This window comes from Aminobacter sp. NyZ550 (assembly GCF_025628925.2).
Lineage (GTDB): Bacteria > Pseudomonadota > Alphaproteobacteria > Rhizobiales > Rhizobiaceae > Aminobacter > Aminobacter ciceronei.
This window is the reverse complement of sequence record NZ_CP114193.1, coordinates 25,469-51,702: the sequence shown is the minus strand read 5'-3', so window position 1 is coordinate 51,702 and position 26,234 is coordinate 25,469. Positions and strand designations below refer to the sequence as shown.

The window sequence follows — 26,234 nt, the reverse complement described above, 5'->3', positions numbered from 1 at the left end:
TCCAATGCTTCAAGCCAGGCGGCTTGCTTTTCCTTTGTTCATGCGCAGCAGCACGAACATGACGATCACGATCATCACGATCTCGAGCACCGACACGGCGGCGATCGTGGGATCGATCTGCAGGCGGATGTTGTCGAACATCTTCTTGGGCAGAGTGCCGAAGGTGCTCGACAGGAACATCGCCACCACCAGCTCATCGAAGGATGTGATGAAGGCGAGGAACGCCGCCGACAAAAGGCTCGAGCGTATCTGCGGGATGGTGATCCGCCTGATCGCCACCAGCCGGCTTGCGCCCAGGCCGATGGCCGCCGTTTCCTGGTCGATGTCGTATTCCTTCAGCCCGGCGGTGAGCACAATGATCACGAAGGGCAGGCAGAGCACAGTGTGGGCCAGCGCGATGCCGTACCAGGTGCCTACCAGCCCGAGGCTGGAGAACAGCGAGTACATGGACACGGAATAGACTATCGACGGCACGATCATCGGCGCAAGCGCCACCTTCTCGAGCGCACCGGACCACCCTTTCAGTCCACGTGTGATACCCAGCGCGAACAGGAAGCCGAGGGCGACGGACAGGATCGTCGCCACCGTTCCGACCAGTATGCTCAGCAGGGTCGCATCTATCCAGCTCTGCGAACGGAAATAGGTCTCGTACCAGCGAACCGAATAGCTGTCCGGGGGAAAGCGCAGGTAGGAGCCGCCACTGAACGATATCGGCACGACGACGAGAAGCGGCGCGACGAGAAAGAGAAACACGAGCCACGAGAATGCACTGAGGAGCCCTCTGCTCAGCCACTCCGAGGCCTTCAGCCTGCTAAGCGGATGCGACATCGATGCGCCCCCTGACAAACATCCGCGTGGCGAACTTGATGATCAGGAACGTGATCATGACGATGACCATCAGGATCGCGGACAGCGTTCCGGCCATCGCCCAGTTAAGGAACGATCCGGCCTGCTGCTCGATGAGCAGCGCGATCACGGGTACCCGTCCACCGCCCAGCAAGGCGGGCATGATGAATACGCCGAGCGAAAGCACGAGCACCAGGCTGACGCCTGCCAGGACGCCTTGGATGCTCAGCGGCACCAGCACCCGCGTGAAGGTCGAGAAGGCCCCTGCTCCCAGCCCCTTGGCTGCGTCAAAGAGTGAATTGTCGATCTTGGAAACGGAGTTGTAGATCGGCAGCAGCATGTAGGGCAGCAGGATGTGCGTCATGCCGGCTACGACCGCGAACTCGCTATTCGCAAGCCTGATTGGGGCATCTATGATGCCAAGCCAGATCAACATATTGTTGACCGGCCCCTGTCGTCCGAGAAGGACCATCCAGGCGTAGGTTCGGACCAGTTGGCTCGTCCACAATGGAATGAGCACCAAGAAGAGCGCAATCGCCTTTCCGGCCGGCGAAAGCCGCGAAATGTAGATCGCGAGCGGATAGGCAAGGACAAGGTCGACGACCGTGACGATGACGGCGATGCGCAGCGTGTTGAGGAACACCTGCATGGATGTCCCGCTGTTCACGACCTGCGCATAGTTGCCGATGTTCTCCCCCTCGAGCGTGGTAAAGAACAGCAGGAGGATCGGATAGAAGAACAGGAGACCGAGCAGCACGAGGGCTGGACTTACCAGCGCCAGCGAGCTTGTCCGGGCTTTGATCGCCTGGAAGCGCGCGTTCATGCCCGGGCCTCCGTCGCGTCCAGCGGCACGGGGCGGCAGTCCGCCTCGCGAATGCTGAGATAGACTTCCTGGAAAGCCTCGAACATGGTCTCTTCGTCTGCCAGGCAGCGCACCGTCAGCGTGTCGCCGCCATTCACGTCGACCTGGTAGATGGTGAAGCCTCCGACGAAGGTCCGGCTGGCTATCTTGCCCGTGAACTGGTTCGCCGCACCGCCTGCGGCAGGCTCACGTGTGATCCTGACCGCTTCCGGACGAATGAGAACGCGGCCGCTGTTCGAGGGCGATGCCCGCCGCAGCAGCATGCCCGACGGCGTGCGCAGGCCTTCAGGCGTTTCCGTCCCCTCCAGGATGTTCGACTCGCCGATGAACTGCGCCACGGTGATCGATTGGGGATGGTAATAAATCTCGTTCGGCGTCCCGAGCTGCTGTATCGTGCCACGATCGATGACCGCGATACGGTCGCTCATGACGAGGGCTTCTTCCTGGTCGTGCGTGATGAAGATGGTCGTCAGGTTGAGCGAGGCCTGCAGCTGCTTGACCTCCCTCTGCATGGATTCGCGCAAGCGCCTGTCGAGCGCGCTGAAGGGCTCGTCCAGAAGCAACAGCTTCGGCTCGAAGACAACGGCGCGGGCCAGCGCAACGCGCTGCTGCTGGCCGCCCGAGAGTTGTTTGGGGTATCGGTCCCCGAAAGAGTCCAGACGCACGGCTGCGAGCGCTGCCGACGCCTTGTCGGCGGCTTCCCGGCGGGAATGCTTGCGCATCTCCAGAGGGAACATGACGTTTTCCAGCACCGTCAGATGCGGGAACAGCGCATAGTGCTGGAACACCATGCCGATCTCGCGCTTCCCGGCCGAAGCCATGGTCATGTCCCGGCCAAAGATGGCCAGGCGACCGGAATCCGTGGTCACGAACCCCGCTATCAGTCTGAGGAGGGTCGTCTTGCCCGATCCGCTCGGCCCGAGGATCGTGAGAAACTCGCCCGCGCTGACCTCCAGATTGATCGAGGTGAGGGCATCGACGCGGCCGAAGGTCTTCCTGATATTCTCAAGCTTGAGTGCTGAAGTGTTTCGAAGGTCGGGCATAGAACGTCCTGAAAAATTGACCGATAGAGGGGTCTGCGTTCGGTATCAGTTGTGGCTCAGCATCCACTCGGTCCAGCGTTCAGTGACGGCCTGGCCGTTCTTCAGCCACCACTCCTGGTCCATCCAAATCTGCTTCTTGAGGTTGTCGGGATGCAGCGGAAGCAACAGGCGCACGTCTTCGGGAACATATTTCACATGGTCCGGATCCGGACCGGAGAGGCCAAACGCCAGCGCGTATTTGCCCTGGTTCTCCGGCTTCGCCATCGTGGCAAAGAATTTCTGGCCCCATTCCGCGTTCGGCGCGCCCCGCGGGATCGCGTAGGCCGCTGCCTTGAGGACTCCGCCGCCGAATTCCATCTTGATGGGAGCGCCCTTACGGATGGCCGCGTAGAGACGCGAATTCCAGCCCGTGGTCATCACGGCCTCGCCGTCGATCAACTGCTGCGCCTGCTGCGCACCTGTCGTCCACCAGACCGCGACATGCGGATAGATCTCGTCAAGCTTTTTAAAGGCTCGATCGAGGTCGAGCGGGTAGAGCTCGTCCGGCGCTACGCCATCGGCAAGCAATGCGGCTTCGAGATTGTCGATCGGATGGTTGCGCATGGAACGCGGACCGGGGAACGCCTTGACGTCCCAGAACTCTTTCCAGTTCGTGGGGCCGCCATCAGGGAAGGCCTCGGTCGAATAGCCGATCACCGTCGAATAGCTGGAAATCGGATAGAGGTACGGGTTGAGCGTCTGCGGCGGGAATTTCGAACGGTCGACGATCTTGTCGTCGATCGGCTCGAGCAGGTTCATCTCGATCGCGCGCCAGGCGTCCTCGGACTCCACCTCGGTGACGGTATATTCAACGTTACCGCTCTCGACCATTGCGCGCAGGCGGCCGAAATCGGCCGGGCTGGAGTCGACGATCTTGACGCCGGTAGTGGCTTCGAAATCGTTGAAATAGGCCTCTCTCAGCATCGGGCCGTTCTCGCCGCCCGACGTATTGACGACGATGCTCGCCGGCTTTTCCTGAGACATCGACGGCGACGCCCCAAGCATCATGGCCGCAACGGCGGCGACTGCACTTCTAAGATATTTCACTTTCTAACTCCCATTTCAGGTTAAGATATCAATAACTCGAAATAACGTCTCGAATCTTCTCAAGTTTATCTGGCAGAATTTTTATTATTATTGTTAGACGTCTTTCTTTTTTTGTTTCTCCCGCTTGAATCTTCAATCAGCCCGGCGCGCTAGAACCTGTTGGCACGCAGCGGATGAAGGTCGATCGCCGGGGTGTCGCCGCTGATCAGGTCGCATACCAACCGGCCGGTGATTCCAGCGAGCGTCAGCCCTATATGACCGTGACCGAAGGCATAGGCGATCCTGGAATCCGTCGGCGAACGCGAGATCACCGGCAGCGAATCCGGCATGGACGGCCGGAAGCCCAGCCACGTCCTTCCAGCCTCGCCAAGCCCCGGCAGCAGGACGCGGCTCATCTTTTCGATGACGTCCGTGCGCGCCGGGCGCGCCGGCTTCCCAAGCCCGCCCAGTTCCACCGTGCCCGCCGACCGCAGCCCTTCGCCGAGCGGCGTCATGTAGAAGCCATGCTCGGGATAGCAGGTCGGCGCGCTCAGGAGATTTCCGTCGCGCGGAAAAAGGACGTGATATCCACGCTCGGCATCGAGCCGTATCCTGTCGCCGACCGTCCGTGCCAACTGGCGGGACCACGCACCGGCGGCAACGACGACGCGATCCGCCTCCACCGCCCGCCCATCCTGGCACCTTACGGTGAGGCCGCCGTCGCGTGACTCGATTGCGCGCGAAATACTGCGGACGAACCTGCCGCCCTTGCTTTGGAACAAGGAGGCAAGCGCCTGCACGTATCGCAGTGCATCGTCGATCCTGTACGCGTCGTTGAACAGGAGCCCGTTGCTATAGAGCGGAGCCAGATTCGGCTCGCGCTCCATGACGGCCTTCCGGTCCAGCATCTCCATGCGCACGCCTTCTCGCCGCCGCAGGTCGATATCGCGCTGCGCCCGCGCAAAACTGCGCTCGGACCGGTAGAGATAAAGACAGCCGTCTGGCCGCTTCAGGTGCGTCGCCCGCGCCTCTTCGAAAAGAGGGTTATGGCCCGCCTCCGCCAGCCTTATCAACTGGCCAAGCACGCCGACTATGCGCTGAAATTCGCGATGGCTGGACGCCCGAAGGAAATCGACGAGCCAAGGCAAGAGCCGCGGCAGGTCGCCCCAGAAAATCGACAGCGGGCTCGCACGCTTCACGAGCATTCTTGGCACGTCGCTCAAGATCCCGGGCGTACCGACGGGGATGCACGCCCCAAGCGCCACGGTGCAGGCGTTGCCGAAGCTTGCCGCACCCAGGTAGCCGTTGCCGGCAAGCGGCGGTTCCGGATCGAGAATCGTGACCGCATGCCCGGCTCTCTGCAGCCACAAAGCAGACGACAGCCCTACCACGCCCGCGCCGACGAGAACCACGGAGACGCGCTCGGACTGCGGCAACGGCTTGATGGCTGCAAGTTCCGGGACAATTGGATAGGTCGGCGAAGGCACGCGGGACTGTCTTTCCTCTAATCATATGAGTAGATCCATTACTCATATGATTAGAGCTTGTGTCAACCGCAAATTTGATGTGTAGGAGATTGTTCACGCAGCACGTCGGAGTCTCGAAATGCCGGAGCTCGCCCGCAGGCCCTCCCTATTTTCACACACGCTCAACCAGCTCGGCCGACAGATCGTCAGCGGGCACTACGGCGAGAGCGGAATGATCCCGCCGGAGCCAAGACTATGCGAGCAGCTCGGCGCCAGCCGCGGCGTCTTGCGCGAAGTCCTGCGCGTGCTCAGCCAGAAGGGCCTGATTTCGGCGCAACCGAAAGTCGGTATACGCGTCGAGCCCGAACGCAATTGGAACGTCATGGATCTCGACGTTCTCAACTGGCTCTGGGAGTTCGGCCCGCGGACCAGCTACATCCGGGAATTTCTCGAGTTCCGGCTGATCTTCGAGCCGGCGGCCGCCAGCGCGGCGGCCAGGAACGCCACCGAGGCCGATCGCAAGGAGATCCTCGATCTCTACACCATCCTGGCGGAAGAAAGCGACCGTATCTCCGACAGGAGCTCCGACGAACGCGCCCAGGATGCCGACCTGCAGTTTCACCTTGCCGTCTTTCGCGCGTCGCGAAACCGCCTGCTCGTCTATACCGGGACGCTGATCGGCCACATCATGCGCCAACAGATCGCCGTGACGACGTCCACGCCCGGCGTCTTCCGTGATGCGGTGCCGCTGCACCAGCAAATGGCCAAGGCCATTTCCCGGGGCGATCACCCGGAGGCCGAGCGCGCAGCCCGCGACAACGTCATCTGGACGCAGAACGCGCTCGACAGGCTCAATCTCGAACATCAGGCGGCGTTGGCCGGCGAGTAGCTACGCGTCGACTTCGATGGCCGTGCCGCGAGCCAGCGCAAGCTCGACGGCCGCGGACGCCACGGCTAGGTCCTGAAGTCCCACGCCCGTGCCGTCGAACAGCGTTATCTCCTGCGCATCGCGACGCCCAGGATGACCACCGGCGATGACGTCGCCGATCGGCACTATCGCCGCCGTCTCGATCATGCCCAGCCTGAACGCGTGCTGGGCCTCGCCGATGGATGTCGACTGCTCGACCTCGTCCGTGAAGACCGTCGATGCCGCGACGATCTCCGCAGCGAGCTCCTGCTTCCCCCTGGTATCGGTGCCCATGCAGGCCAAGTGCGTGCCGGGCCGTATCATCCCTTCCGCGAGCACTGGGGCGAACGAGGAGGTGATGGTGATGATGACATCGGCCTCCCCGCAAAGCTGCTCTAGGCTCACGGACTGGAACGGCAAACCCTTCTCCCGCGCCACGCTTGCAAGGCGCTCGAGCTTTTCGGGTGTCTTGTTCCAGCCGAGCACCTTTTCGAACGGTCTTTGGTCAAGCGCCGCGCGCAACTGGAACGCCGACTGGTGGCCGGCGCCGACGATACCGAGTACTTTGGAATTCTGTCGCGCCAGGTGCTCGATCGAGACGGCCGAAGCTGCGGCCGTGCGCAATGCCGTCAGCAGATTGCCGCCGACAATGGCACGGCAGCGACCGGTATCGGCGTCGAACAGGAAGATCGTGGACTGATGGTTGGTCAGCCCCTTCTGTGCGTTGTGCGGCCAGTACCCGCCCGACTTCAGGCCGAGCGCCAGACTCTCGCGATCGAATCCTGACTTGAAGCCATAGAGCGCATCGGCATGGCCAATCGCCTCGCGTATCACCGGGAAGTTGCGGGCCGACTTCCTCGCCATGGACTCAAACGTCTGTTCCACCGCCATGAAGCAATCGGCGGCCGACACAAGTCCTGCGATGTCGCGTTCGGGGATGATGATCATGACGCCTCTGCTGCAAAGGATGCCAGGGATTGGCCCTGCATATGATCAATATGCTTTGCCGCGGGCTGATACCGGCCAGAGGGTCTCGACTTTGCCGTTGCGGACGCCGACATACCAGTCGTGCACGTTGCAGGTCGGGTCGCAGTGGCCGGGAACGAGGCGCAGCTTCTCGTTGATCTTCAAGGTGCCGGTCGTGTCCTCGATGACCCCGTGCTCGTCGCTGCACTTGATGTATTTCACATCGTCGCGGCCGTAGACGAAGGGCAGTCCGCTATCGACCGACTGCGCCTTGAGCCCGGCATCGCAGATCGCCTTGTCGGCCTTGGCATGGCTCATCACCGACGTCAGGATGAAGAGCGCGTTTTCCCACTCGCCTTGGTCGATGCGCTTGCCCTCTTTGTCCATGATGCGACCGTAGTCGGCATCCATGAAAGCGTAGGAGCCGCATTGCAGCTCGTTGTAAACGCCTGACTCCGCCTCGAAATAGTAGGAGCCGGTTCCGCCGCCCGAGACCAGCTCGGGCTCGAGGCCCGCTGCTTTCAGACCGGCAACGGCATCCTTCACCTGCGCCACGGCAGCGTCGAGCTTGGCTTTGCGATCCTCATAGCCGTCTATGTGCTGCATGGCGCCCTGATAGGCCTGGATGCCGCTGAACTTGAGGTTCGGCGCGGCAGCGATCGCCTTGGCGATCGTCACCACATCCTCGGTGGTCTTCACGCCGCAGCGACCGGCACCGCAGTCGATCTCGACAAAGCATTCAAGCGTCGTGCCGTGTTTGCGCGCCGCAGCCGACAGGTCGGCGACATTGGCAAGGTCGTCGACGCAGACGATGACGCGCGCGCCGAGTTTTGGCATGCGGGCGAGACGATCGATCTTCGCGGCGTCGCGCACCTGGTTGGAGACGAGGATGTCCTTGATGCCGGCGCGGGCGAAGACCTCGGCCTCGGACACCTTCTGGCAGCAGACGCCGGTGGCGCCGCCCAATTCCATCTGCAGCTTCAGCACGTCGACCGACTTGTGCATCTTGCCGTGGGCGCGATGGCGCATGCCGTGCGCCTTGGCGTAGTCGCCCATCTTCCTGACGTTACGCTCCAGCGCGTCGAGATCGAGGATCAGACAGGGCGTCTGGATATCGGCCTCGTCCATGCCGGGCAGCGCCGGGACATCAAAACCAACCTCGTAGCTGGCAAAATTCGTCGGTGCGTTCATTGAGATTCTCCTCAGTTCCACGGCAGTTTGTCGAGATCGACATTGCCGCCGGTGATGACGACGCCGACGCGCTTGCCGACGAAGGTTTTCGGGTTCTTCAGGATCGTCGCCAGCGGCACGGCGCTGGACGGTTCCATGACGATCTTCAGGCGTTTCCAGATCAGCTTCATGGCCTCGACGATCTCCTCTTCGGAGACGGTCAGGATGTCGGTCACATGCTTCTGGACGAAATGCCAGGTCAGCTCCTTCAGCGGCACCTTGAGCCCGTCGGCAACCGTGTTCGGTGCATCGTCCGCGATGATGTGCCCGGCCTTGAAGCTGCGGTAGGCATCGTCGGCCTGCTCCGGCTCGGCCGCGTAGATGCTTATCCGCGGCGCCAGGCTGGATAGCGTCAGGCAGGTTCCCGACACCATGCCGCCGCCGCCGATGGGAGCGACCACGGCATCGAGCCCATCGACCTGGTCTATCAGTTCAGCCGAGCAGGTCGCCTGCCCCGCAACGACGCGGTGGTCGTTGTAGGGGTGCACGAACTCCGCGCCGGTCTCGGCCACCACCTCGGCAAACACCGCCTCGCGGCTGGAGGTCGACGGCTCGCATTCCACGACGCGGCCGCCATAGCCCATGACGGCGTCCTTCTTGGCCTGCGGCGCGGTGCGCGGCATGACGACCGTGCAGGGGATGCCGCGCTGCTTGGCCGCATAGGACAGGCAGGTGCCGTGGTTGCCGCTGGAATGCGTCGCGACACCCCGCGCCGCCTGTTCGTCCGACAGGCCGAACACGGCATTGCTGGCCCCGCGGGCCTTGAAGGCGCCGGCCTTCTGGAAATTCTCGCACTTGAAGAACAGTTGCGCGCCGGAAAGCTCGTCCAGCATGCGCGAGGTTAGCACCGGGGTGACATGGATATGCGGGGCGATGCGGCTGCGCGCGGCGCGCATGTCTTCCAGCGTGGGGATATACATGGACGCGTCCTCCATCATGCAGCCTTCTGCCGGACATCGCCGGCTCCGAGAAGAAAATGCTGCTGCGCCGCAGCGACGCCGGAACCGAGCCTGATCGGCAAACCGAGGTCGGCCATGGCCATCTCGGCGGCAGCGATACCGGACAGCGCCATAACCTCGGTCAGGCTGCCGAGGTGGCCGATGCGGAACACCTTGCCCGCCAGCTCGCCGAGGCCCGTTCCGAACGAGAGGCCGTAGGCACTGAGGGCGTGCGCGACGATCCTGTTCGCATCGAAACCGTCGGGAACACGGATAGCGCTGACCGTATCGGAATAAAGCTCCGGCCGCATCGCACAGAGGTTCAGCCCCCAGGCATCGACCGCGCGGCGGACACCTTCCGCCATGCGACGGTGGCGGGCGAAGACATTTTCGAGCCCCTCATCGAGCAGCATCTCGGTGGCGGTCTTCAAACCGTTCAGCAAACCGACGGGAGGCGTGTAGGGGAATCCCCCTGCGTGATAGCTGCCGAGCATGACGTGCACGTCGAAGAAGCTGCGCGGCAGCTTCGCCTCGCCGACCGCATCCATCGCCTTCGGCGAAAGGCCGAGGATCGCCAGGCCCGGCGGAAGCATGAACCCCTTCTGCGAGCCTGTTACGGCGACATCGACGCCCCACTCGTCCATGCGGAAATCCATCGATCCGATCGAGCTCACGCCATCGACGAACAGCATGGCGGGATGCCCGGCGACGTCGAGCGCGCCGCGCACGGCGGCGATGTCGGAGCGGACGCCGGTCGCCGTCTCGTTGTGCGTGGCGAGGACGGCCCTGATCTCGTGCGACGTGTCGGCGGCGAGGATTTCCGCGAGGCGGTCGGCCGGAATGCCGTCACCCCATTTTTGGTCCACCACGTCAACATCGAGCCCGTGCCGCCGGCACATGTCGATCCAGCGGTGGCTGAACACGCCGTTGCGGGTCGCCAGCAGCTTGTCGCCGGGCGACAGCGTGTTGGTGATCGCCGCCTCCCAGCCACCCGTACCCGTCGACGGGAAGACGATGATTTCCGCGTGCTCCGACTTCAGGACCCTCTTCACCCCGTCCAAGGCGGGTCGCAATATCCTGGCGAACAGCGGACCGCGGTGGTCGACCGTCGGCATGTCGACGGCCTTCCGCAAGATTTCCGGGATGTTGGTCGGGCCGGGAATGAAAATAGGATTCTGGCTGGTCACGACGACTGATCCTTGCTCGCCAAAACCTCTAGCACACGGCCAAACTCGCGTAAATTTTTTTGAAATGGTTTTTCATTTTAAGGAATGTTGTCAATATATCATGATAAATCAGATACTTATATTTTTTCACTTTGAGAAATTTGATTTCATCGCTATGACATCTCAAACTGGAAATGAGCGATGACAGAACAGGCTGGCAGAAGGCGCGGACGGCCAAAGGGGTCCCAATCGCCCTCCCCGGCCACAGGCATCCAAGCCTTGGATCGCGGCCTCGATGTGCTCGAGGCGCTTGCGACCCATGACGGCATCACCCTGACCGAGCTGTCGGCGCATCTCGGCCAGTCATCGGCCACGATGTATCGCGTTCTGGCGACGCTTGAGCAACGCCGCTACGTCGAGGCGAGCCCGGAGCGCCAGGAATGGTTCGTGGGGCCGGAAGCGTTCAGGCTCGGCTCGGCCTTCGTGCGCCGCACCAACATCGTCGAACGCAGCCGATCGGTTATGCGCGACCTGATGTCGAGGACAGGCGAGACATCAAACCTCGGCATCGAACGCGAAGGCCATGTGCTGTTCGTCAGCCAGGTGGAATCGAACGAGACCATCCGCGCCTATTTTCCGCCCGGCGCCCGGTCACCGCTGCACGCCTCGGGCATCGGCAAGGCTCTGCTGGCCACATTCGATGAAGACAGGCTCGAAGCCTTCATCAAGGGGGCGAATTTTACGCGTTTCACCGACAAGACGATCGCGACTGCCGACAGGCTGCGCGAGGAAATGCACGCTACCCGCCAGCGGGGTTATTCGTTCGACGACGAGGAAAGGACGATCGGCATGCGCTGCGTCGCGGCCTGCATCCTGAACGGCTACTCCGAGGCGGTCGCCGGCATTTCCATCTCCGGACCCACCCCGAGGATGCCGGACGCGCGCATCCGCGAAATCGGCCTGCTCGTCACCGAGGCGGCCCGCGAGATATCAAGGCGCCTGGGCGCAAGTTGACCCGCCGCTGTACTCCGGTCGTTCGATATGCGCAGAACACGGGATGAAGCACTTGCGGGGAACCACTGCCCCCCGGAAGTGCCCTTGGTGCGATATCCGGCTTACGCCGTCGCGGCAGGCTTCAGATGCACTCGGCGAACAGCTTCTTTGCCGCATCCAGCGTGAGTTCGACCGGATTGCCGCCCGCCGTCGGGTCGACGATCGCCATCGCCGCCATCTCCTCGATGCGGTCGGCGCCGACGCCAAGCTGCGCGAGCTTGTTCGGCACGCCGAGCTCTGAACGCAATTCCAGCACGAAGTCGTAGAAGCCGTCGAAGCCGCCGGCGATGCCGAGATAAGCGGCCGCCTGGGCGAGCTTCGCCTCGACAGCGGGTCGGTTGAAGCGCAGCACTGGCGGCATCACCACGGCGTTGGTCATGCCGTGGTGGGTGTTGTAGATCGCGCCGACCGGGTGCGACAGCGAGTGGATCGCGCCGAGGCCCTTCTGGAAGGCGACCGCGCCCATGGCCGCTGCCGACATCATGTGCGAGCGCGCCTCGATGTCGAAGCCGTCCTTGACGGCCCTGGGCAGGTTCTCCTTCACCAGCCGCATGCCTTCGAGCGCGATGCCTTGGCTCATTGGATGGTAGAAGGGCGACGAGTAGGCCTCCAGGCAGTGCGCGAAGGCGTCCATGCCGGTGCCGACCGTGATGGCCTTCGGCATGCCGACCGTCAGCTCTGGGTCGCAGATGGTGACCGCAGGCAGGAACTTCGGATGGAAAATCACCTTCTTGGTGTGGGTGTCCGAGTTGGTGATCACCGAGGCGCGGCCGACTTCCGAGCCGGTTCCCGCAGTGGTCGGCACGGCGACGATCGGCGCGATGCCCTGGACCGACGCGCGCGTCCACCAGTCGCCGATGTCCTCGAAGTCCCAGACCGGCCGCCTCTGGCCGACCATGAAGGCGACCGCCTTGCCGAGGTCGAGGCCCGAGCCGCCGCCGAACGCCACGACGCCGTCATGGCCGCCGTCGCGGAACGCCTTCACACCAGCGTCGAGGTTCTTCTCGTTCGGGTTGGGGTCGACATCGGCGAAGATCGCGCGGCCGAGGCCGGCTGCATCGAGGATGTCGAGCGCGTTCTGGGTGATCGGCATGGGCGCCAGGCCGCGATCCGTCACCAGCAGCGGCCGCTTCATGCCGACCGCCTTGCAGTGGTCGGCGAGTTCCTTGACGCGGCCGGCGCCGAACTTGACGGCGGTCGGATAGCTCCAGTTGGCGGTGATGCTCATGCTGTGACCTTCTTGAGATGGTAGGATTTGGGGCGCGTCAGGTTCTGGAAGCCGATGACCGACAGGGAGCCGCCGCGTCCCGTGCTCTTGACGCCGGTCCAGCAGAGCGCGGGATCGAGATAGTCGGCACGGTTCATGAAGACGGTGCCTGTCTCGACCTCGGCGCCGATACGGGCGGCGCGTTCCGGGTCCTTCGTCCAGAGCGACGCGGTGAGGCCGAACTCGCTGTCGTTCATCAGCTCGAGCGCCTGCTCGTCGCCCGAGACCTTCATGATGCCGACGACCGGGCCGAAGGATTCGTCGCGCATCACCCGCATCGAGTGGTCGACATTGGTGAGAATCTGCGGCGCGAGATAGGCGCCGCCATCATCCTGCGGGAACTTCGCCGCATCGACGACCGCGTTGGCGCCGGCGGCGATCGCCTCGCCGACCTGCGCGCGCACCTCGGCAGCGAAGCGCTTGTTGGCCATGGGCCCGAGCGTCGTCTCCGGGTCGAGCGGATTGCCGAGCTTGAGGTTCGCCACCCAGGCGGCGGACTTCTCCACGAAGTCGTCATAGAGGGATTCGTGGACATAGACGCGCTCGATGCCGCAGCAGCACTGGCCGGAGTTGAACATCGCGCCGTCCATCAGCGTGTCGACCGCGGCGTCGAGGTCGGCGTCCTCCATGACGTAGCCGGGGTCCTTGCCGCCGAGTTCCAGACCGAGACCTACGAAGGTGCCGGCGGCGGCCCGCTCGATCGAGCGGCCACCCTCGACCGAACCGGTGAAGTTGATGAAGTCGAAGCTCCGCGCCTGGATCAGGGCGGAGGTCGTCTCGTGATCGAGGAACAGGTTCACGAAGACATCCTCGGGCACGCCCGCCTCGACGAAGGCGCGCACCATGCGCTCGCCGACCAGCAGGCTCTGCGTGGCATGCTTGATGACCACCGTGTTGCCGGCCATCAGTGCCGGCGCGACCGTGTTGATCGCCGTCATGTAGGGGTAGTTCCACGGCGCGATGACCAGCACGACGCCATGCGGCTCGCGCAGGATCTGGCGCGTGAAGGAGGCGCTGTCCTCCGCCACGATCGGCGCCAGTGCGTCTGCCGCGATCGACGCGACATAGTTGGAACGCTCGTTGAAGCCGCGGAACTCGCCGCCGTACTTCACCGGGCGGCCGATCATGTGGGCGAGCTCGGGCACAACCTCGTCGACCATCTCGTTCAGCCGGGCAACGCCGGCCATCACAAGCTTGACGCGCCTGTCGAGCGGCTGCCTCGCCCAGTCCTTCTGCGCGGCGCGTGACCGGGCGACCGCGGAGCTTGCGTCATCGAACGACTGCGCCGGCCGTTCGGCGTAGACCGATCCGTCGATGGGCGAGACACACCTCAGAATAGTCACGATCTTACTCCTGCCGTCATTTCGGAATGCCTTGTCGCTGCCCTAGCAGCCTTCGAAGCCGCGGGCGATTTCCCAGTCGGAGATCAGCTTGTCGGCGACCTCCTGTTCCCAGCGCGCCGCGCGGACATAGTGGTCGACCACCTCGTCGCCGAAGGCCTTGCGCAGCATCTCCGACTCGTCGAGCGCGACCGTGGCATCGCGCAGCGTGCGCGGGATCTCGCGCACCTCCTTCCCGCCATAGGCGTCGCCGACGAAGGGCGCCTCGAGCGGCAGCTCGCGCTCTATGCCGTCGATGCCGGCGGCGATCAGGGCAGCCATCGCGAGATAGGGATTGAGGTCGGAGCCGCCGACGCGGCATTCGATGCGGATGCCCTTGGTGCCCTCGCCGCAGAGGCGGTAGCCGGCGGTGCGGTTGTCGCGGCTCCACACGGCCTTGGTCGGCGCGAAGGTGCCGGCGACGAAGCGCTTGTAGGAATTGATATAGGGCGCCAGGAACGCGGTGGTCTCGGAAGCATGCGCGAGCAGGCCGGCGACATAGTGCTTCATCAGCGGCGACATGCCGTATTCATCGTTCTGGTCGAGGAAACGCGGCGTCTTGCCGTCGAGGCTCCACAGCGACTGGTGGATGTGCGACGAGCTGCCGGCAGCCTTGGCGTTCCACTTGGCCAGGAAGGTGATCGACTTGCCGCGCGACCAGGCGATCTCCTTGCAGGCGTTCTTGATGATGACGTGGCGGTCGGCCATGGTCAGCGCGTCGGCATAGCGGACATTGACCTCGCCCTGCCCCGCCGAGGCCTCGCCCTTGGTATTCTCGACCGGGATGCCGGCGCCCTGCAGGCCGTTGCGGATGGCGCGCATCACATCCTCTTCCTTGGTCGTCTGGAAGATGTGGTAATCGGCGTTGTAGGCGCTGAACGTGCGGAGGTCGCGGTAGCCGAGCTGCTGCGCCTCCTCGTAGCTCTGGTCGAAGAGGAAGAATTCGAGCTCGGTCGCCATGAAGGCCTTCAGGCCCATCGCCTCCAGCCGCGCGACCTGCTTCTTGAGGATGGCGCGCGGCGAATGCGCGACTTCCTCATGCGTGTGGTGGTCGACGATGTCGCAGAGCACCAGTGCGGTCGCCTCGAGCCAGGGCACGCGCCGCAGCGTCGACAGGTCGGGCCTCACGACATAGTCGCCGTAGCCGGCTTCCCAGCTCGTCGCCTTGTAGCCTGGCACCGTCTCCATCTCGAAGTCGGTCGCCAGCAGGTAGTTGCAGCTGTGGGTCTCCTCGTAGCCGTTGTCGATGAAGAACTGGGCGTGGAAGCGCTTGCCCATCAGCCGCCCCTGCATGTCGACCTGGCAGGCAAGCACGGTGTCGATGCGCCCCGCGAGGACATCGGCCTTCAGCTCTTCGAATGAATATCCGGACATGTTTTATCCTTGCTGGCTGATCGATCCGCGAACGGATCGCTGTGACTATGGATTTTCCGCGTCGAGCGAAGAAATCAGGGCGCTCAGGAGATGCTTTTCCACTTGCGCCCGGGATGTCTCGTCGGCGAGCAAATCATTGCGCACCTCGATCATGACATTCTGCAGCCCGTTGCGCACGCCGTGCTCGACAAGCGTGTGGGTCACGCCGTCTTCCGGCCCGTACGGATCGTTGCGCCGCGCCACGAAGCCGGACGTGCGCTCAAGCGAGGAGATCACCCGGTCGGCGAAGCGTGGATCGCTGTCGTGGAGTATGCCGATTTCCGTCTCACGCCGCACGCCGTTGAACACGGGGGTGAAGCTGTGGATCGTCACCAGCACGCAAGGCTGGCCGGCGGCCTTGCGGCGCGCGATCTCCTGCGCCACGGTCGCCTGGAACGGTCGGTAGATGCCGTCGACGCGCGCCTGCTTCTCCTCGGCGGTGGCAGAAATGTTGCCCGGTATGTCGAAGATCTCGCTCTGCTTCGGTATGGCGCTGTCGGATTCGGGCGAACGGTTGCAGTCATAGGCGAGGCGCGAAAAGCGCTGGTGGATCAGGCTGGCATTAAGTTTGCCCGACAGGAACAGCGACAGGTCGAGCGCGCCCGGATCCCAGGCGATGTGGCTGGACAAAAGGTCTTCCGACAAGCCGAGGTCGCCGAGACCAAGCGGTATCGCCTTCGACGCATGCTCGCAGACCATCAGGACGGGCGAACGACCTTCCGGGCGCTCGATGGCGACCGGGCTCCCCTCATCGGCGGCAAGGATCGTGCTCAAAGTTTCACCTGCTTTTGTTCTCTCTGAAATTAATCGTTCAGAATTTGGACGCTGTCAAACGCCTTTTGAAAATTTCTCTTCAGTCGTCATCCGACGCGTTACATGCCGCGCGTGGTTGGTGGTAAGGTGGCTGGTGGATACGGGAGGATGACGCGCGCTTGAGCACATATACGACAGTCCAAGACATCATCCGGTCGAGCTTCGAGCAACTGACGCCGTCCGAGCGGCAACTGGCGACCGCGCTCACCTCGCACTATCCGATGTCGGCCCTGGGGTCGATCACGGCCATCGCCGGGCAGGCCGGCGTTTCGACGCCGACCGTAGTGCGCATGGTGCGCAAGCTCGGCTTCAAGGGCTTTCCGGATTTTCAGGCGCATATCCACGACGAGCTGGAAAGCACCCTTTCCAACCCGATCACCAAGCACGACCGCTGGGCCAACGACGCGCCGGATGCCCATATCCTCAACCGCTTCGCCGAAGCCACGATCGCCAACCTCCGCGAGACCCTGTCGGGCATCAGGACCAGCGATTTCGACCGCGCACGCGACCTGCTGAAGGACCAACGCAACCATGTCTACATCGTCGGCGGGCGCATCACGAAGTCGCTCGCGGAATATCTCTTCACCCACTGCCAAGTGATCCGCCCGAACGTGACGCTGATCGCGCCGACGCCGAGCACATGGCCGCACTACGCGCTGAACATGAAGGCGGGCGACGTGCTGGTGATCTTCGACATCCGCCGCTACGAGCGCGAGAGCGAGACGCTAAACCGTATCGCGGCCGAACGAGGCGTGCGTACGTTGCTCTTCACCGACAGGTGGAAGTCCCCGATCGCCAAGACTGCAACGGTTGTTTTCCGCGTCGAGACCGAAGTCCCTTCCGCATGGGATTCGTCGGTCGTCACGATGTTCGTCGTCGAGGCACTTATCGAGGCCATCCAGAGTTCGGCGTGGAAGACCACTCGCGGCCGAATGAAAGATCTCGAAGGGCTGCTGGAAACAAGCCAGTTGTTTCGCAAGCCGCGCATATAACCTCAAATGGCGCTCACCGTCGGTCAATTTGCCTGACCTGGACATCCGCGATCGAGAGCGTCCAATTCATATGCATGCGATTGATTATGCAAATCCTGTCAATTATGCTTGCGTACTGACTTCTTGAGATATCGTTATTTGCGGCCCTAACAATCTGCACATGAAAATCTATGAAACGCTCGTTCAACGAAAAGTAGCTCTCTAGTGCCACGTCGATTCGGGAATAGTTTTCGACGCTCTCCTGAATGAGGTTCAGCTCCTCATCCGTGGCTCGTTCGACGCAAAGACGTACGGCACATTTTTCAAGAGCCTTGCGAATCAGATAGGTATCGATCACCTCGGCACGGGTAAACCGCAGCCAGGCTAGGTCGGTTGCGAAATGTGCGTGGGATTACGCTACCTTGGGCGCAGCGACATGAGCAGCCGCTGCGCGGTTCGCAATTTTAAGGCTTTCGCAGAACGCCGCGTCGCCGGCTAAAGCGTAAGCAAGTGTTCCAACGAACACGTCTCCCGCACCGTGTGTGCTAACAAGTGTCACGGGAAGTGCCGGTATCAAAATTGCAGGCGCGCCCTCGGTTACTCCGACCACGCCGTCACCCCCTACAGTAGCCACAACCGTCTCAAATTGTTTGGCGAGAAGCTCGGCTGCGTCGCGGGCAGACGCTAGGTCGCTTACCGACAAACCGCTGAGCTGCTCCGCCTCGATTGCGTTCACTACCAGCACGTCAATCAGCGCTTTGAATTCCGCCGACAACGGCCTAAACGGAGCCGCATTAAGACAAACCTTTGCGCCAACCGACCTTGCCGCGCGTGCGGCGGCAATATTCATCGCCTCCGGCATTTCGTTCTGCAGGACCAGTATACGCGAATCCTTCCAGAGGGCGGCATCCGTAAGTTGTGACTGGTCCGCATGGAGATTGGCGCCGGAGACGATGACAGCGCCATAGTCGCCTTCATCATCGGAGATTGCTACGCTCATCCCCGAGCGCGTCTCAGGTAATACCGCAATGTGGCTAATATTCACGTCGTTGCCTTTGAGCATCGCAAGCAGGAACCTGCCGAAGTCGTCGTCGCCGACCGCTGTCAATCGGCGTGCAAACATTGCACGCCGGTTCACACGATGGAGGCCTTTCCGCTTCTGAGATCGCTGCGAGACTCGGGGCGCCGTTCGAGGTCGTGGCGCAGCAGTTGTTCGATGCCTTGCTGTTGCCACCGGTGCCGCCCACACCGGCGGCAACGCATGTCGGGCGGCCGCTCAATCCGCTGCAAGCAGCGGCGTCGGAGCATCGCGGGGAAGCCTATCTGCTCGAAGCGGGTCCTGGCACCCGAAAGACCCAGACGTTGATCGCGCGTGTCGGAGGCCTTCTGGAAGAGGGTATCGATCCCAGGCGTATCTTGCTCCTAACCTTCTCGAACAAGGCGGCGGGTGAGATGGCCGAAAGGATCGCGCAAGCGGCCCGAGGCGGCGGCCGCGATGTGGATCGGCACGTTCCATGCCTTCGGCCTCGATATCATCCGTCGCTTCCATGCGGAGCTCGGCCTGTCGAAAGACCCGCGGATGATGGATAGGACCGAGGCGGTCGAGCTCCTCGAGGAGGAGTTTCCGCGGCTGAGCCTCGCGCACTACCGCAACCTCTATGATCCTGTCGTTTGGCCTTTAATTGCAAGAATGCGCCGGTTTTGTTCAGGATTGGCATCTAATTGCGAGAATCCTTGCTGCAAGATTCTCAAATTAAGTGCATCTGCGATGAAGCTTTCCACTTACGAGTTCGACCTATCATGCTTTCTGCGGCGTCAGTGAACCGGACCTTGTTGTCACCCATCATGTGACCACGCAGCATTCGGAGCATCTCCGGTCCAGCACGCTTGCTGGCGTCGTCATCGTTCGACGTTCCCGGCTCTGGTCCATCTCTTCTTTGCAATGGCCACCCGCGACCGGATGAAAGACCTCGTAGGGCTGCTGGAGACGAGCCAGCTCTTCCGCAAGCCGCGCGTATAGTGACCCGCAGGACACTCGCTACACTGGTCGAGCACAGTCAGGCAGCCGAAACATACCTTATCAAAATCTCGGCGCGCGGGACTTATGATGAGCCCGAAATGGTTGGTCATCTGCGCTTCATAGAAGTGTTCCACTTTGGGGATTGGACGAAATACGCTCACACCCCTCCCCAAGGCTTATTCTATTGATACCTCAAGATGCTTGATAATTCGTTTAAAAGACGAGTTAATCAATGCCTCAGCCAGAAAAGCGTTTCTATCTATAACGGCATCGATTATATTCAGATGCCTAATCATTACGTCATTTATGGATAAACTTTGATTCATATGCATTCTGTTTATTATTCTTATTCTATCCACTATACCACCATATTGGCTCAACAGCAAATTGTTATTTGAATATTTAACCAGTTGAGAATGAAAGTCTATAAATTTTTCATTTAAAGAAAAGTAACTTTCTGCATTTGTATCTATATGTACATAGCTTTCAACACTCTCACGAATACTAACGAGGTCCGCAGCGTCAGCGCGTTCGACGCATAAGCGCACGGCACATTTCTCGAGAGCCTCACGCACCAGATAGGTATCGATCACCTCGGCGAGCGTGAAGCGCTTGACCTGGACCCCTTTGCTCGCGCGTTCGACAAGGCCATCCTGTTGCAGCTTCAGGATCGCGTCGCGTATCGGGGTGCGGCTGATCTTGAATTTCTCCGCGAGGAATTCCTCGGTCAGGAGCGCGCCGGGCGGAAAGGTGAAGTCGATGATGTTCCTTTTGAACGCGTGATAGGCAGTATCCTTTTTCGCGTTCGACGCTTCCTGGTCCATTTCACCCCCGAGTCAGTAACGACCGCTGTATATCTTCGGCATCACCGCGGCAGCGACGTGATTTATCATCGTCACAAAATCGAAAACCGGTCTACCGGTGTGGCGATGAATTGCAGCCGCGTACGGCGGCATATTGGAACACTCCAGAAGAAATGCACCGATGTCTGGATGACCGGCAAGCATATGGTCCACGGTCGCCAACATTTCTCGTTCGATCGCGTCGCTGTCCAGCGTATCGGTCTCGTCCAGCATAGGCCCACGGAAGTTGGGCATCCGCTCCATGCCCGCGACATGGATTTTCACCGGCTGATTTGGATAGGCGCGGGCAAGCAAGTCTTCGGTCAGCCGTTCCTTGTTGGCGCAAAGCAGTCCGATCGACTGCTTCGGTCCCAGCAGCGATCCTATGAACGGAAGCTGTAGCAGGCTGGACAGCATGACCGGGATGGATACGGCTTCAGCGACGAGTTCCTGAAAGTGCATCATGTAGCCGCAATCGCTTGTGATCGCTGCGACGCCCGACGCCTCCAAGGCCCGTGCCGTCTCGACCACCCTGTCTGTCAGCGACAGGTCGCCCTCGTCGATGAGACGCGTGAGCGTGACGTCCGGTACCGTTTTATAGAGCACCGGATAGTCATAGGTGTAGGCGTTGCCGACGTCGCCGGGAATGAAAGGCGTCCGGCAGTCGATAAGCAAAATCCCGATATCGTGGCCATAGCACTCGGCCTCGCGACGCACTTTATAGATCGGCATGCAACTCTCCCTTAATATCGATTTGGTCGTAGAGGGCCTGGATCAATCGGCGGCGTATCGCCGTTCACCAGATCGCACACGATCCTTCCCGTAATGCCGGCCAGCGTCAGCCCGATATGACCGTGCCCAAAGGCATAGACGACGTCCGGTCGCGTGATGGACTTGCCAATGACAGGTATGGAATCGGGCATCGAGGGCCGAAAGCCGAGCCAGTCAGAGGTCTTGTGCCCGAGCGCAGGCAGAAAGAACCGCGCGGTCCGCTCGATCACGGCGGCGCGCACGTTGCGGAAAGGCTTGTCCAGTCCACCGAGTTCGACCGTTCCAGCGGCACGCAGGCCGTGGGAAAGCGGAACCATGTAGAAGCCCGCCGATGGATAGCAGGTCGGCGAATGCAGCAGGGAACGCTCGGTCGCGAACTCGACATGGTAGCCGCGTTCCGTCTCGAGGCGTATCCGCTCGCCAATCTGCGCCGCCAGTTCCGCCGACCAGGCGCCGCCGGCAACGACGACGCGATCGGGATGCAGCATGGTTTCATCCAGGGCGACCGCGACGCGTGACCCCCCGCCTATAAGGCGGGCCTCGCCCCTTATGAAGCGACCGCCCCGAGCGGCAATGGCATCGGCGAGACCCCGCATGAGCATGTCGTACTGCATGCGCTGGCGAAGTGGTGAAACGGGTGCATCGGTCGACGGGGTAGCCATGGCGACTTCCTCTCGTTGAAGGGAACTCCATGGTCGGCTCTCCCGCCGCTACCTGTTCAATGGCTACGTATACTAAGCCATCTCGGGGCAAGGCGAGCTCCCGCGAAGCGGGTTCGTGCATGGGGCGCATTGCGGACGGGCAGCTATGGGGGCCGTGTATGGACGCAGATAAGGCGAGAGCACAGCCAACATATTCAAAGCCTCTTGTCTTCGCCGTCTTCGGCCTTATCACCTTCTCCGCCTATCAGGCTGACCGGAATATCGCCCGCGAGCAGCTTTTCCTTAAATAGCAGTCCGGCGTCTTCAAGCGCCTCGAAATCCGGCAGGTCGCGCAGCGTGTCGAGCCCGAACTCGAGCAGGAACTCTTTTGTCGTCACATAGGTGTAAGGCGCACCCAGTGTCGGGCTGCGCGGCCCTGAAGTGATCAGCTTTGCGCCGCGCAGATGGCCGATCAGGTCGCGCGACACTTCCTTGCCGAAGAAGGACGAAAGTTCCCCGCGGGTGATAGGCTGGAAGTAGGCGATGCACATCAGCGCCAGCACTTCCGACTGCGTCAGGTTGGTGGCCTTCTCACCGCCGCCGACCGCCGTACGGATGGCATCGGCATAGGCTGGCCGGGTCAGATGTTTCCAGCCACCGGCGACGGCGACCAGGTCATAGGGCCGGCCGCGCAGTTCTTCCCGGATGTCGTCGATCAGCAGGTCGATACTGCAATTCTTGCCCACGATCTTCGCCAGCGTCTCACGCGCGACCGGTTCGCTCGCAGCGAAGATTGTTGCTTCGACGCGGTTCATCCACTCTCGCCACCGCACCTCCGGCGGCAGATGATCCAGCTCGCGGTCGAACAAATAGTCATTTGATCGACTATCGTCTGACCGGCCTTTGCCTCTTTTTGTGCGCACCGCCTCTACCATTGCGTCAAAGCCCGTAAATGCGGAAGGTCGGACGCCCAGACAGTTCGCGAACGGCGCCAAGCTCGACCAGCCGATCGAACAGGCGGCGCAATCCCCGGTCGCTTATCCCAGCGATCTTTTCCGATGCGACGATCGCGTCGTCGGACAACAGCCGTTCGACGACGATGTCCGCTGCCTTGGCTCTGAGTTTTGGCGCCACGGCAAGCAGTCGGTCCGCGCGGCGGCCGAGTTCGGCCGAAAGATCGATGGCGCGGAGCGCCGCGCGCGCCTGCGCGGCAAGCAGACCTTTCGCACGCTCGGTATCCGTCTCTGCAATCGCCGCGGCTATCCCCGCTCGCCGCGGCCGGCCCGTGCCCACACCTAAATCCCCTTCGGTGCCCAGCAACGGCATAGCATGTACCCACCCTAGCCGCTGCGCCAGCAGGGCGTCGGCGAGCCAGGCTCCAAGAGTGCGGCCGAAGCCGTGGCGCTCGGCTGCTATGAACACCCCGACCAGCATTCCGACCGGCGCAGCACCGACGCTGAGCTGCCGCAACTCCTCCGCCAGGTTGCTGACCGCCTCATCATCGCGGGCGTAGCCGAATCCTTCCAACACTGCGGCGAGGCTTTTCTCCATCAGCAGTTCTTCCGCAGGTCGCGCTGACTGCCGACGCCACGCCAACAGCATCCGGCCTGCTGGGCCGACATCATCTCCCGATCGTGTAAGCAGCACCGCATCGCGCAATGGGGCCTCATCCTCGGCGCGGCCAGCCTGCTTCGCCGTTACCGCGGCGGCCGAAAGCGCCAGGCGCTGCCGCCAGGCGCCGGCCCAACGGTCCTGGCGGCGGACCACCGTATCGAGGGCGCCGACAGCGGCGCCGGCGGCGAGCGCGACGTCCTCAACGTCTTTGGCCGCAAGGCTTTGCGCGTCGGGGACGGCGCGGCGCAGCCAAGCGGGCACTGTCGCCATCGGCACAGCCGAAGGCGCGCCGGGCAGCGTCAGGTGTCGAGCCAAAGAGGATTTGGGTCGGAGAATCATCACGCAAGAGGATGAATCAAGGCGGCGCTTTCTGCAAGCGGATATGACGAAAACCGCCGCGCTTGTCGTGGACAAATAACGAACGATAATGTTGCATTATCGTTCGTTATGCTCTTTATATGAAGAATGGCCCAAAATGTCGAGCAGAAGCCCGAAAATCACCTCGCGCGACCCTCCGGACCGTCCCACAGCACGGGGACGGTGGAAGATGTTTCGCGCGCGCGGCTGTCGGCCGACACTAAAGGGGCCTGTGCGGAAGACCTGCCCGATATCGTCGACCTCGTCATGGAGATGGGCCGCGTCCCGGAAGTGCCGCCGACGGATGCCCAGACCCTCCGCTATGGCTCCGGGCGTTCGGAGTTCGGAAAGCCAAATCGTTGGCTTTCCGCCGGCGATGCCGACCACTCCTCACCCCCAACCCTTCCGGTCACCCAAAGCCCACGCCTTCCGGCGCATCTCGGCGCGCTGGCCGATCGCGCGCGCGACTATGTCGAGGCGGCGAGCTCTGCCAACACGCGCCGCGCATACGCGTCCGATTGGAAACATTTCGCCAGTTGGTGCCGCCGGCAAGGCCTCGGGATGTTCCCAGCCGACCCCGAGACCGTTGGGCTCTATATCACCGCCTGCGCTTCCGGCACTTCAACAGGCGATAAGAAGCCAAACTCGGTGTCAACGATTGAGCGCAGGCTCTCCTCGCTGACCTGGAATTTTGCGCAGCGCGGTCAGCCGCTGAACCGGAAAGACCGCCATATCGCCACGGTCATGGCGGGCATCCGCAACAAGCACGCCGCCCCACCTCGCCAGAAGGAAGCGGTTTTGCCCGAGGACCTGATCGCCATGCTGGAGACGCTCGATCGCGGCGCCCTGCGCGGCTTGCGCGACCGCGCCATGCTGCTGCTCGGCTTCGCCGGCGGCCTGCGCCGCTCCGAGGTCGTTGGCCTCGACGTCGGCCGCGATCAGACCGAGGATTCGTCCGGCTGGGTGGAGATTCTGGACAAAGGAATTCTGCTCACATTGCGCGGCAAAACCGGATGGCGCGAAGTCGAGGTCGGACGCGGCTCATCCGATGCAACCTGCCCTGTCGTGGCGCTCCAGACCTGGCTCAAGTTTGCGCGGATCGTGCACGGCCCCCTGTTCCGCCGTGTGACGGGCCAGGGCAAGTCAGTCGGATCGGAGCGTCTCAATGACCAGGAGGTCGCTCGCCTCGTTAAGCGGACTGCGCTGGAGGCTGGCGTCCGCGGCGATCTGCCGGAGGGCCAGCGCGGTAAGCTGTTCGCCGGACACTCGTTGCGCTCTGGCCTCGCCTCCTCCGCCGAGGTCGACGAACGCTATGTTCAGAAGCAGCTTGGACATGCGAGCGCCGAGATGACGCGAAAGTACCAACGCCGGCGCGATCGGTTTCGAGTCAATCTCACCAGGGCATCGGGACTGTAAAAAAGCCCCCTCCCCTACCCCGTTGGCATCTTCGGATCGCGACAATTGCGACAGAAGCCACCAAACGATCGGTTATCCGTATCTTCTGCGTTTGGAAATCTGCCCTCCCCTCCTCTCTCAGGCGCTCCAAATGGCCGCTGACACGCAAAATCGCGCTTCCCGTCGACCACAGGGCCGACAAATCGGCTACGCTCGCGTCTCTACCGACGAACAGGACACCCAGGCGCAGGAAATAGAACTCCACGCGGCCGGTTGCGATGAGATCGTCGAGGAGCACGGCTCTGGAGCGTCACGCGGCCGCCCTGCTCTATCGAAGCTGCTTCGCGAGATCGGCGCCGGCGACACCCTCGTTGTCGTGCGCCTTGACCGCTTGGCTCGCTCCGTCAGCCATCTGCTCGAGATGATCGAGGATCTGACTGCAAAAGGGGCGCATTTCCGATCGCTGCGGGATCCGATCGACACGTCAACACCGCAGGGCATGTTTTCCCTCCAGGTGCTCGGCGCCGTCGCCCAGCTTGAACGCGCTTTGATCTCGGAACGCACCAAGGCCGGCATACGCGCCGCCAAGGCAAAAGGGAAGAAACCGGGCAATCCAGGCATCCGCGAACACCGACCGGAAGCCTTGGCCAAGATGACGGCGGCTCAGAAGGCGGCCTATGGCGCGCGCGTCCAGGCCACTGCCAATCAATGGCTTTCGACCGTACGGCGTCTGCGCCCCGACCACACCTGGGACGACATCGCGCGAGTGCTGAAACAGCGGGGAGTCGATCTGACACCGGAGCGGCTTCGCCGGGCGGTCAAATGGATGGTTGCCGAGGGCATGGCGGAGGCCGAATTGCTGAAGAAATCCCCTCCCCGCTTGCCGGAGGACCGTTTGATGACGCTGGTTGCGGGCATACACTCGTCAAACCCTGCTCTCAGCCTCCGGGAGATCGCTGGCCAGCTCGAGCGCCTGCATGAGCGAACCCCGCGCGGTGGCTCTAAATGGTCGCCTTCTTCGGTAAAGAACCTGCTGGATCGGGCGGTACGATCCGGGTTGTTACCGACTGATGCCACGTGACCGTCCCTTGATCTTGAGAGTATCTGTCGTTTTTTGGAGGTTTTATCGACATGATTGCCCAAAGTGTCGATCATAGTGTCAATCGGCGCGCAAAAATTGCATGCCGATTCACAATCATAGCGACGAGT

Annotated in this window: 25 protein-coding genes and 1 pseudogene; 6 read left to right on the top strand and 20 right to left on the bottom strand. The window is 62.2% G+C overall.

Annotated features, from left to right (window positions below):
* Positions 1-9: 9 nt before the first annotated feature.
* The 5 genes from N7E70_RS30640 to N7E70_RS30620 all read right to left on the bottom strand — a co-directional run bounded on the left by N7E70_RS30640 (position 10) and on the right by N7E70_RS30620 (position 5,303).
* Positions 10-828, bottom strand: coding sequence for an ABC transporter permease (locus N7E70_RS30640; RefSeq protein ID WP_263008397.1), 819 nt, complete (start codon positions 826-828; stop codon positions 10-12).
* Positions 812-1,669, bottom strand: coding sequence for an ABC transporter permease (locus N7E70_RS30635; RefSeq protein WP_263008396.1), 858 nt, complete (start codon positions 1,667-1,669; stop codon positions 812-814). The genes N7E70_RS30640 and N7E70_RS30635 overlap by 17 nt, the downstream gene beginning before the upstream one ends.
* A complete protein-coding gene (locus tag N7E70_RS30630) occupies positions 1,666-2,751 on the bottom strand; it encodes an ABC transporter ATP-binding protein (protein WP_263008395.1) in 1,086 nt (361 codons plus the stop codon). The genes N7E70_RS30635 and N7E70_RS30630 overlap by 4 nt, the downstream gene beginning before the upstream one ends.
* Before the next feature lie 45 nt (positions 2,752-2,796).
* Positions 2,797-3,837 carry an ABC transporter substrate-binding protein gene (locus N7E70_RS30625; protein WP_263008394.1) on the bottom strand — a complete coding sequence of 347 codons (1,041 nt, stop codon included), beginning with the start codon at positions 3,835-3,837 and terminating at the stop codon, positions 2,797-2,799.
* 149 nt (positions 3,838-3,986) lie between these two features.
* Entirely contained in the window at positions 3,987-5,303 is a 1,317-nt protein-coding gene (locus N7E70_RS30620; protein WP_263008393.1) for an NAD(P)/FAD-dependent oxidoreductase, read from the bottom strand.
* A 118-nt stretch (positions 5,304-5,421) separates the two neighbouring features.
* Between N7E70_RS30620 and N7E70_RS30615 the strand changes: the two genes are divergently transcribed.
* Complete coding sequence (locus N7E70_RS30615; RefSeq protein ID WP_263008392.1) at positions 5,422-6,171, top strand: FadR/GntR family transcriptional regulator; 750 nt, start codon at positions 5,422-5,424, stop codon at positions 6,169-6,171.
* Here the strand turns inward: N7E70_RS30615 and bhcD are convergent, their stop codons facing one another.
* The 4 genes from bhcD to bhcA are packed head-to-tail and all read right to left on the bottom strand — an operon-like array spanning position 6,172 to position 10,510.
* On the bottom strand, positions 6,172-7,137 hold the full coding sequence (gene bhcD / locus N7E70_RS30610; RefSeq protein WP_263008391.1) for an iminosuccinate reductase BhcD: 966 nt from the start codon (positions 7,135-7,137) through the stop codon (positions 6,172-6,174).
* Between the two features lie 45 nt (positions 7,138-7,182).
* The gene (gene bhcC / locus N7E70_RS30605) at positions 7,183-8,346 is read right to left on the bottom strand and encodes a 3-hydroxy-D-aspartate aldolase BhcC (protein ID WP_263008390.1); all 1,164 of its coding nucleotides are present in this window, start codon (positions 8,344-8,346) and stop codon (positions 7,183-7,185) included.
* Positions 8,347-8,357: 11 nt separating this feature from the next.
* Positions 8,358-9,305 (bottom strand): beta-hydroxyaspartate dehydratase BhcB, encoded by a 948-nt coding sequence (gene bhcB / locus N7E70_RS30600; protein ID WP_263008389.1) that lies wholly within the window; start codon positions 9,303-9,305, stop codon positions 8,358-8,360.
* Between the two features lie 14 nt (positions 9,306-9,319).
* Positions 9,320-10,510 carry an L-aspartate--glyoxylate aminotransferase BhcA gene (bhcA, locus tag N7E70_RS30595; RefSeq protein ID WP_263008388.1) on the bottom strand — a complete coding sequence of 397 codons (1,191 nt, stop codon included), beginning with the start codon at positions 10,508-10,510 and terminating at the stop codon, positions 9,320-9,322.
* A gap of 180 nt (positions 10,511-10,690) precedes the next feature.
* Here bhcA and bhcR point away from each other — a divergent pair, with 180 nt between their 5' ends.
* Positions 10,691-11,503: an HTH-type transcriptional regulator BhcR gene (bhcR, locus tag N7E70_RS30590; protein WP_263008387.1), complete on the top strand. Its 813-nt coding sequence runs from the start codon at positions 10,691-10,693 to the stop codon at positions 11,501-11,503.
* Between the two features lie 121 nt (positions 11,504-11,624).
* Here the strand turns inward: bhcR and N7E70_RS30585 are convergent, their stop codons facing one another.
* From N7E70_RS30585 to N7E70_RS30570, 4 genes are read right to left on the bottom strand one after another with little or no spacing between them, the layout of a single operon-like run.
* Positions 11,625-12,770 (bottom strand): iron-containing alcohol dehydrogenase, encoded by a 1,146-nt coding sequence (locus N7E70_RS30585; protein ID WP_263008386.1) that lies wholly within the window; start codon positions 12,768-12,770, stop codon positions 11,625-11,627.
* Entirely contained in the window at positions 12,767-14,152 is a 1,386-nt protein-coding gene (locus tag N7E70_RS30580) for an aldehyde dehydrogenase family protein (protein WP_263008385.1), read from the bottom strand. Before N7E70_RS30580 ends, N7E70_RS30585 begins: the two co-directional genes overlap by 4 nt.
* 42 nt (positions 14,153-14,194) lie before the next feature.
* A complete protein-coding gene (locus tag N7E70_RS30575) occupies positions 14,195-15,562 on the bottom strand; it encodes a glutamine synthetase family protein (RefSeq protein ID WP_263008384.1) in 1,368 nt (455 codons plus the stop codon).
* Between the two features lie 45 nt (positions 15,563-15,607).
* On the bottom strand, positions 15,608-16,375 hold the full coding sequence (locus N7E70_RS30570) for an N-formylglutamate amidohydrolase (protein ID WP_263008383.1): 768 nt from the start codon (positions 16,373-16,375) through the stop codon (positions 15,608-15,610).
* A gap of 158 nt (positions 16,376-16,533) precedes the next feature.
* Here N7E70_RS30570 and N7E70_RS30565 point away from each other — a divergent pair, with 158 nt between their 5' ends.
* The gene (locus tag N7E70_RS30565; RefSeq protein WP_263008382.1) at positions 16,534-17,406 is read left to right on the top strand and encodes a MurR/RpiR family transcriptional regulator; all 873 of its coding nucleotides are present in this window, start codon (positions 16,534-16,536) and stop codon (positions 17,404-17,406) included.
* 13 nt (positions 17,407-17,419) lie between these two features.
* On the opposite strand, the gene N7E70_RS31015 is transcribed toward N7E70_RS30565, so the two are convergent.
* Both N7E70_RS31015 and N7E70_RS30560 read right to left on the bottom strand, forming a co-directional pair.
* A complete protein-coding gene (locus N7E70_RS31015; protein ID WP_436125455.1) occupies positions 17,420-17,743 on the bottom strand; it encodes an FCD domain-containing protein in 324 nt (107 codons plus the stop codon).
* 54 nt (positions 17,744-17,797) lie between these two features.
* Positions 17,798-18,508, bottom strand: a complete 711-nt coding sequence (locus tag N7E70_RS30560) for a PfkB family carbohydrate kinase (protein WP_263008381.1) — start codon at positions 18,506-18,508, stop codon at positions 17,798-17,800.
* Positions 18,509-18,525: 17 nt separating this feature from the next.
* On the opposite strand from N7E70_RS30560, the pseudogene N7E70_RS30555 reads away from it, so the two are divergent.
* Positions 18,526-19,054: pseudogene (locus N7E70_RS30555) on the top strand (UvrD-helicase domain-containing protein); the annotation flags it as partial.
* A 527-nt stretch (positions 19,055-19,581) separates the two neighbouring features.
* Here the strand turns inward: N7E70_RS30555 and N7E70_RS30550 are convergent.
* From N7E70_RS30550 to N7E70_RS30530, 5 genes are all read right to left on the bottom strand, one after another.
* Positions 19,582-20,229: a GntR family transcriptional regulator gene (locus N7E70_RS30550; protein ID WP_263008380.1), complete on the bottom strand. Its 648-nt coding sequence runs from the start codon at positions 20,227-20,229 to the stop codon at positions 19,582-19,584.
* Positions 20,230-20,241: 12 nt separating this feature from the next.
* Entirely contained in the window at positions 20,242-20,979 is a 738-nt protein-coding gene (locus N7E70_RS30545) for an aspartate/glutamate racemase family protein (RefSeq protein WP_263008379.1), read from the bottom strand.
* Positions 20,980-20,990: 11 nt separating this feature from the next.
* Positions 20,991-21,680: an NAD(P)/FAD-dependent oxidoreductase gene (locus tag N7E70_RS30540; RefSeq protein WP_263008378.1), complete on the bottom strand. Its 690-nt coding sequence runs from the start codon at positions 21,678-21,680 to the stop codon at positions 20,991-20,993.
* Positions 21,681-21,874: 194 nt separating this feature from the next.
* Entirely contained in the window at positions 21,875-22,594 is a 720-nt protein-coding gene (gene scpB / locus N7E70_RS30535; protein ID WP_263008377.1) for an SMC-Scp complex subunit ScpB, read from the bottom strand.
* 4 nt (positions 22,595-22,598) lie between these two features.
* A complete protein-coding gene (locus tag N7E70_RS30530) occupies positions 22,599-23,543 on the bottom strand; it encodes a DUF1403 family protein (protein WP_263008376.1) in 945 nt (314 codons plus the stop codon).
* A 195-nt stretch (positions 23,544-23,738) separates the two neighbouring features.
* Here N7E70_RS30530 and N7E70_RS30525 point away from each other — a divergent pair, with 195 nt between their 5' ends.
* Together N7E70_RS30525 and N7E70_RS30520 are read left to right on the top strand one after the other, a co-directional pair.
* Positions 23,739-25,046, top strand: coding sequence for a site-specific integrase (locus tag N7E70_RS30525; protein ID WP_263008375.1), 1,308 nt, complete (start codon positions 23,739-23,741; stop codon positions 25,044-25,046).
* 130 nt (positions 25,047-25,176) lie between these two features.
* The gene (locus N7E70_RS30520; RefSeq protein ID WP_263008374.1) at positions 25,177-26,106 is read left to right on the top strand and encodes a recombinase family protein; all 930 of its coding nucleotides are present in this window, start codon (positions 25,177-25,179) and stop codon (positions 26,104-26,106) included.
* Positions 26,107-26,234: the final 128 nt, after the last annotated feature.

Bases quoted from the DNA above. Each gene is read 5' to 3' on its own strand.
- N7E70_RS30550 (WP_263008380.1), bottom strand. From the start codon at position 20,229: ATGGACCAGGAAGCGTCGAACGCGAAAAAGGATACTGCCTATCACGCG.
- bhcB (WP_263008389.1), bottom strand. From the start codon at position 9,305: ATGTATATCCCCACGCTGGAAGACATGCGCGCCGCGCGCAGCCGCATC.
- N7E70_RS30635 (WP_263008396.1), bottom strand. From the start codon at position 1,669: ATGAACGCGCGCTTCCAGGCGATCAAAGCCCGGACAAGCTCGCTGGCG.
- bhcR (WP_263008387.1), top strand. From the start codon at position 10,691: ATGACAGAACAGGCTGGCAGAAGGCGCGGACGGCCAAAGGGGTCCCAA.
- N7E70_RS30530 (WP_263008376.1), bottom strand. From the start codon at position 23,543: ATGGCGACAGTGCCCGCTTGGCTGCGCCGCGCCGTCCCCGACGCGCAA.
- N7E70_RS30540 (WP_263008378.1), bottom strand. From the start codon at position 21,680: ATGGCTACCCCGTCGACCGATGCACCCGTTTCACCACTTCGCCAGCGC.
- N7E70_RS30525 (WP_263008375.1), top strand. From the start codon at position 23,739: ATGGCCCAAAATGTCGAGCAGAAGCCCGAAAATCACCTCGCGCGACCC.
- N7E70_RS30630 (WP_263008395.1), bottom strand. From the start codon at position 2,751: ATGCCCGACCTTCGAAACACTTCAGCACTCAAGCTTGAGAATATCAGG.
- bhcC (WP_263008390.1), bottom strand. From the start codon at position 8,346: ATGAACGCACCGACGAATTTTGCCAGCTACGAGGTTGGTTTTGATGTC.
- N7E70_RS30545 (WP_263008379.1), bottom strand. From the start codon at position 20,979: ATGCCGATCTATAAAGTGCGTCGCGAGGCCGAGTGCTATGGCCACGAT.
- N7E70_RS30585 (WP_263008386.1), bottom strand. From the start codon at position 12,770: ATGAGCATCACCGCCAACTGGAGCTATCCGACCGCCGTCAAGTTCGGC.
- N7E70_RS30615 (WP_263008392.1), top strand. From the start codon at position 5,422: ATGCCGGAGCTCGCCCGCAGGCCCTCCCTATTTTCACACACGCTCAAC.
- N7E70_RS30520 (WP_263008374.1), top strand. From the start codon at position 25,177: ATGGCCGCTGACACGCAAAATCGCGCTTCCCGTCGACCACAGGGCCGA.
- N7E70_RS30640 (WP_263008397.1), bottom strand. From the start codon at position 828: ATGTCGCATCCGCTTAGCAGGCTGAAGGCCTCGGAGTGGCTGAGCAGA.
- scpB (WP_263008377.1), bottom strand. From the start codon at position 22,594: ATGGTAGAGGCGGTGCGCACAAAAAGAGGCAAAGGCCGGTCAGACGAT.
- N7E70_RS30560 (WP_263008381.1), bottom strand. From the start codon at position 18,508: ATGTTTGCACGCCGATTGACAGCGGTCGGCGACGACGACTTCGGCAGG.
- bhcD (WP_263008391.1), bottom strand. From the start codon at position 7,137: ATGATCATCATCCCCGAACGCGACATCGCAGGACTTGTGTCGGCCGCC.
- N7E70_RS30575 (WP_263008384.1), bottom strand. From the start codon at position 15,562: ATGTCCGGATATTCATTCGAAGAGCTGAAGGCCGATGTCCTCGCGGGG.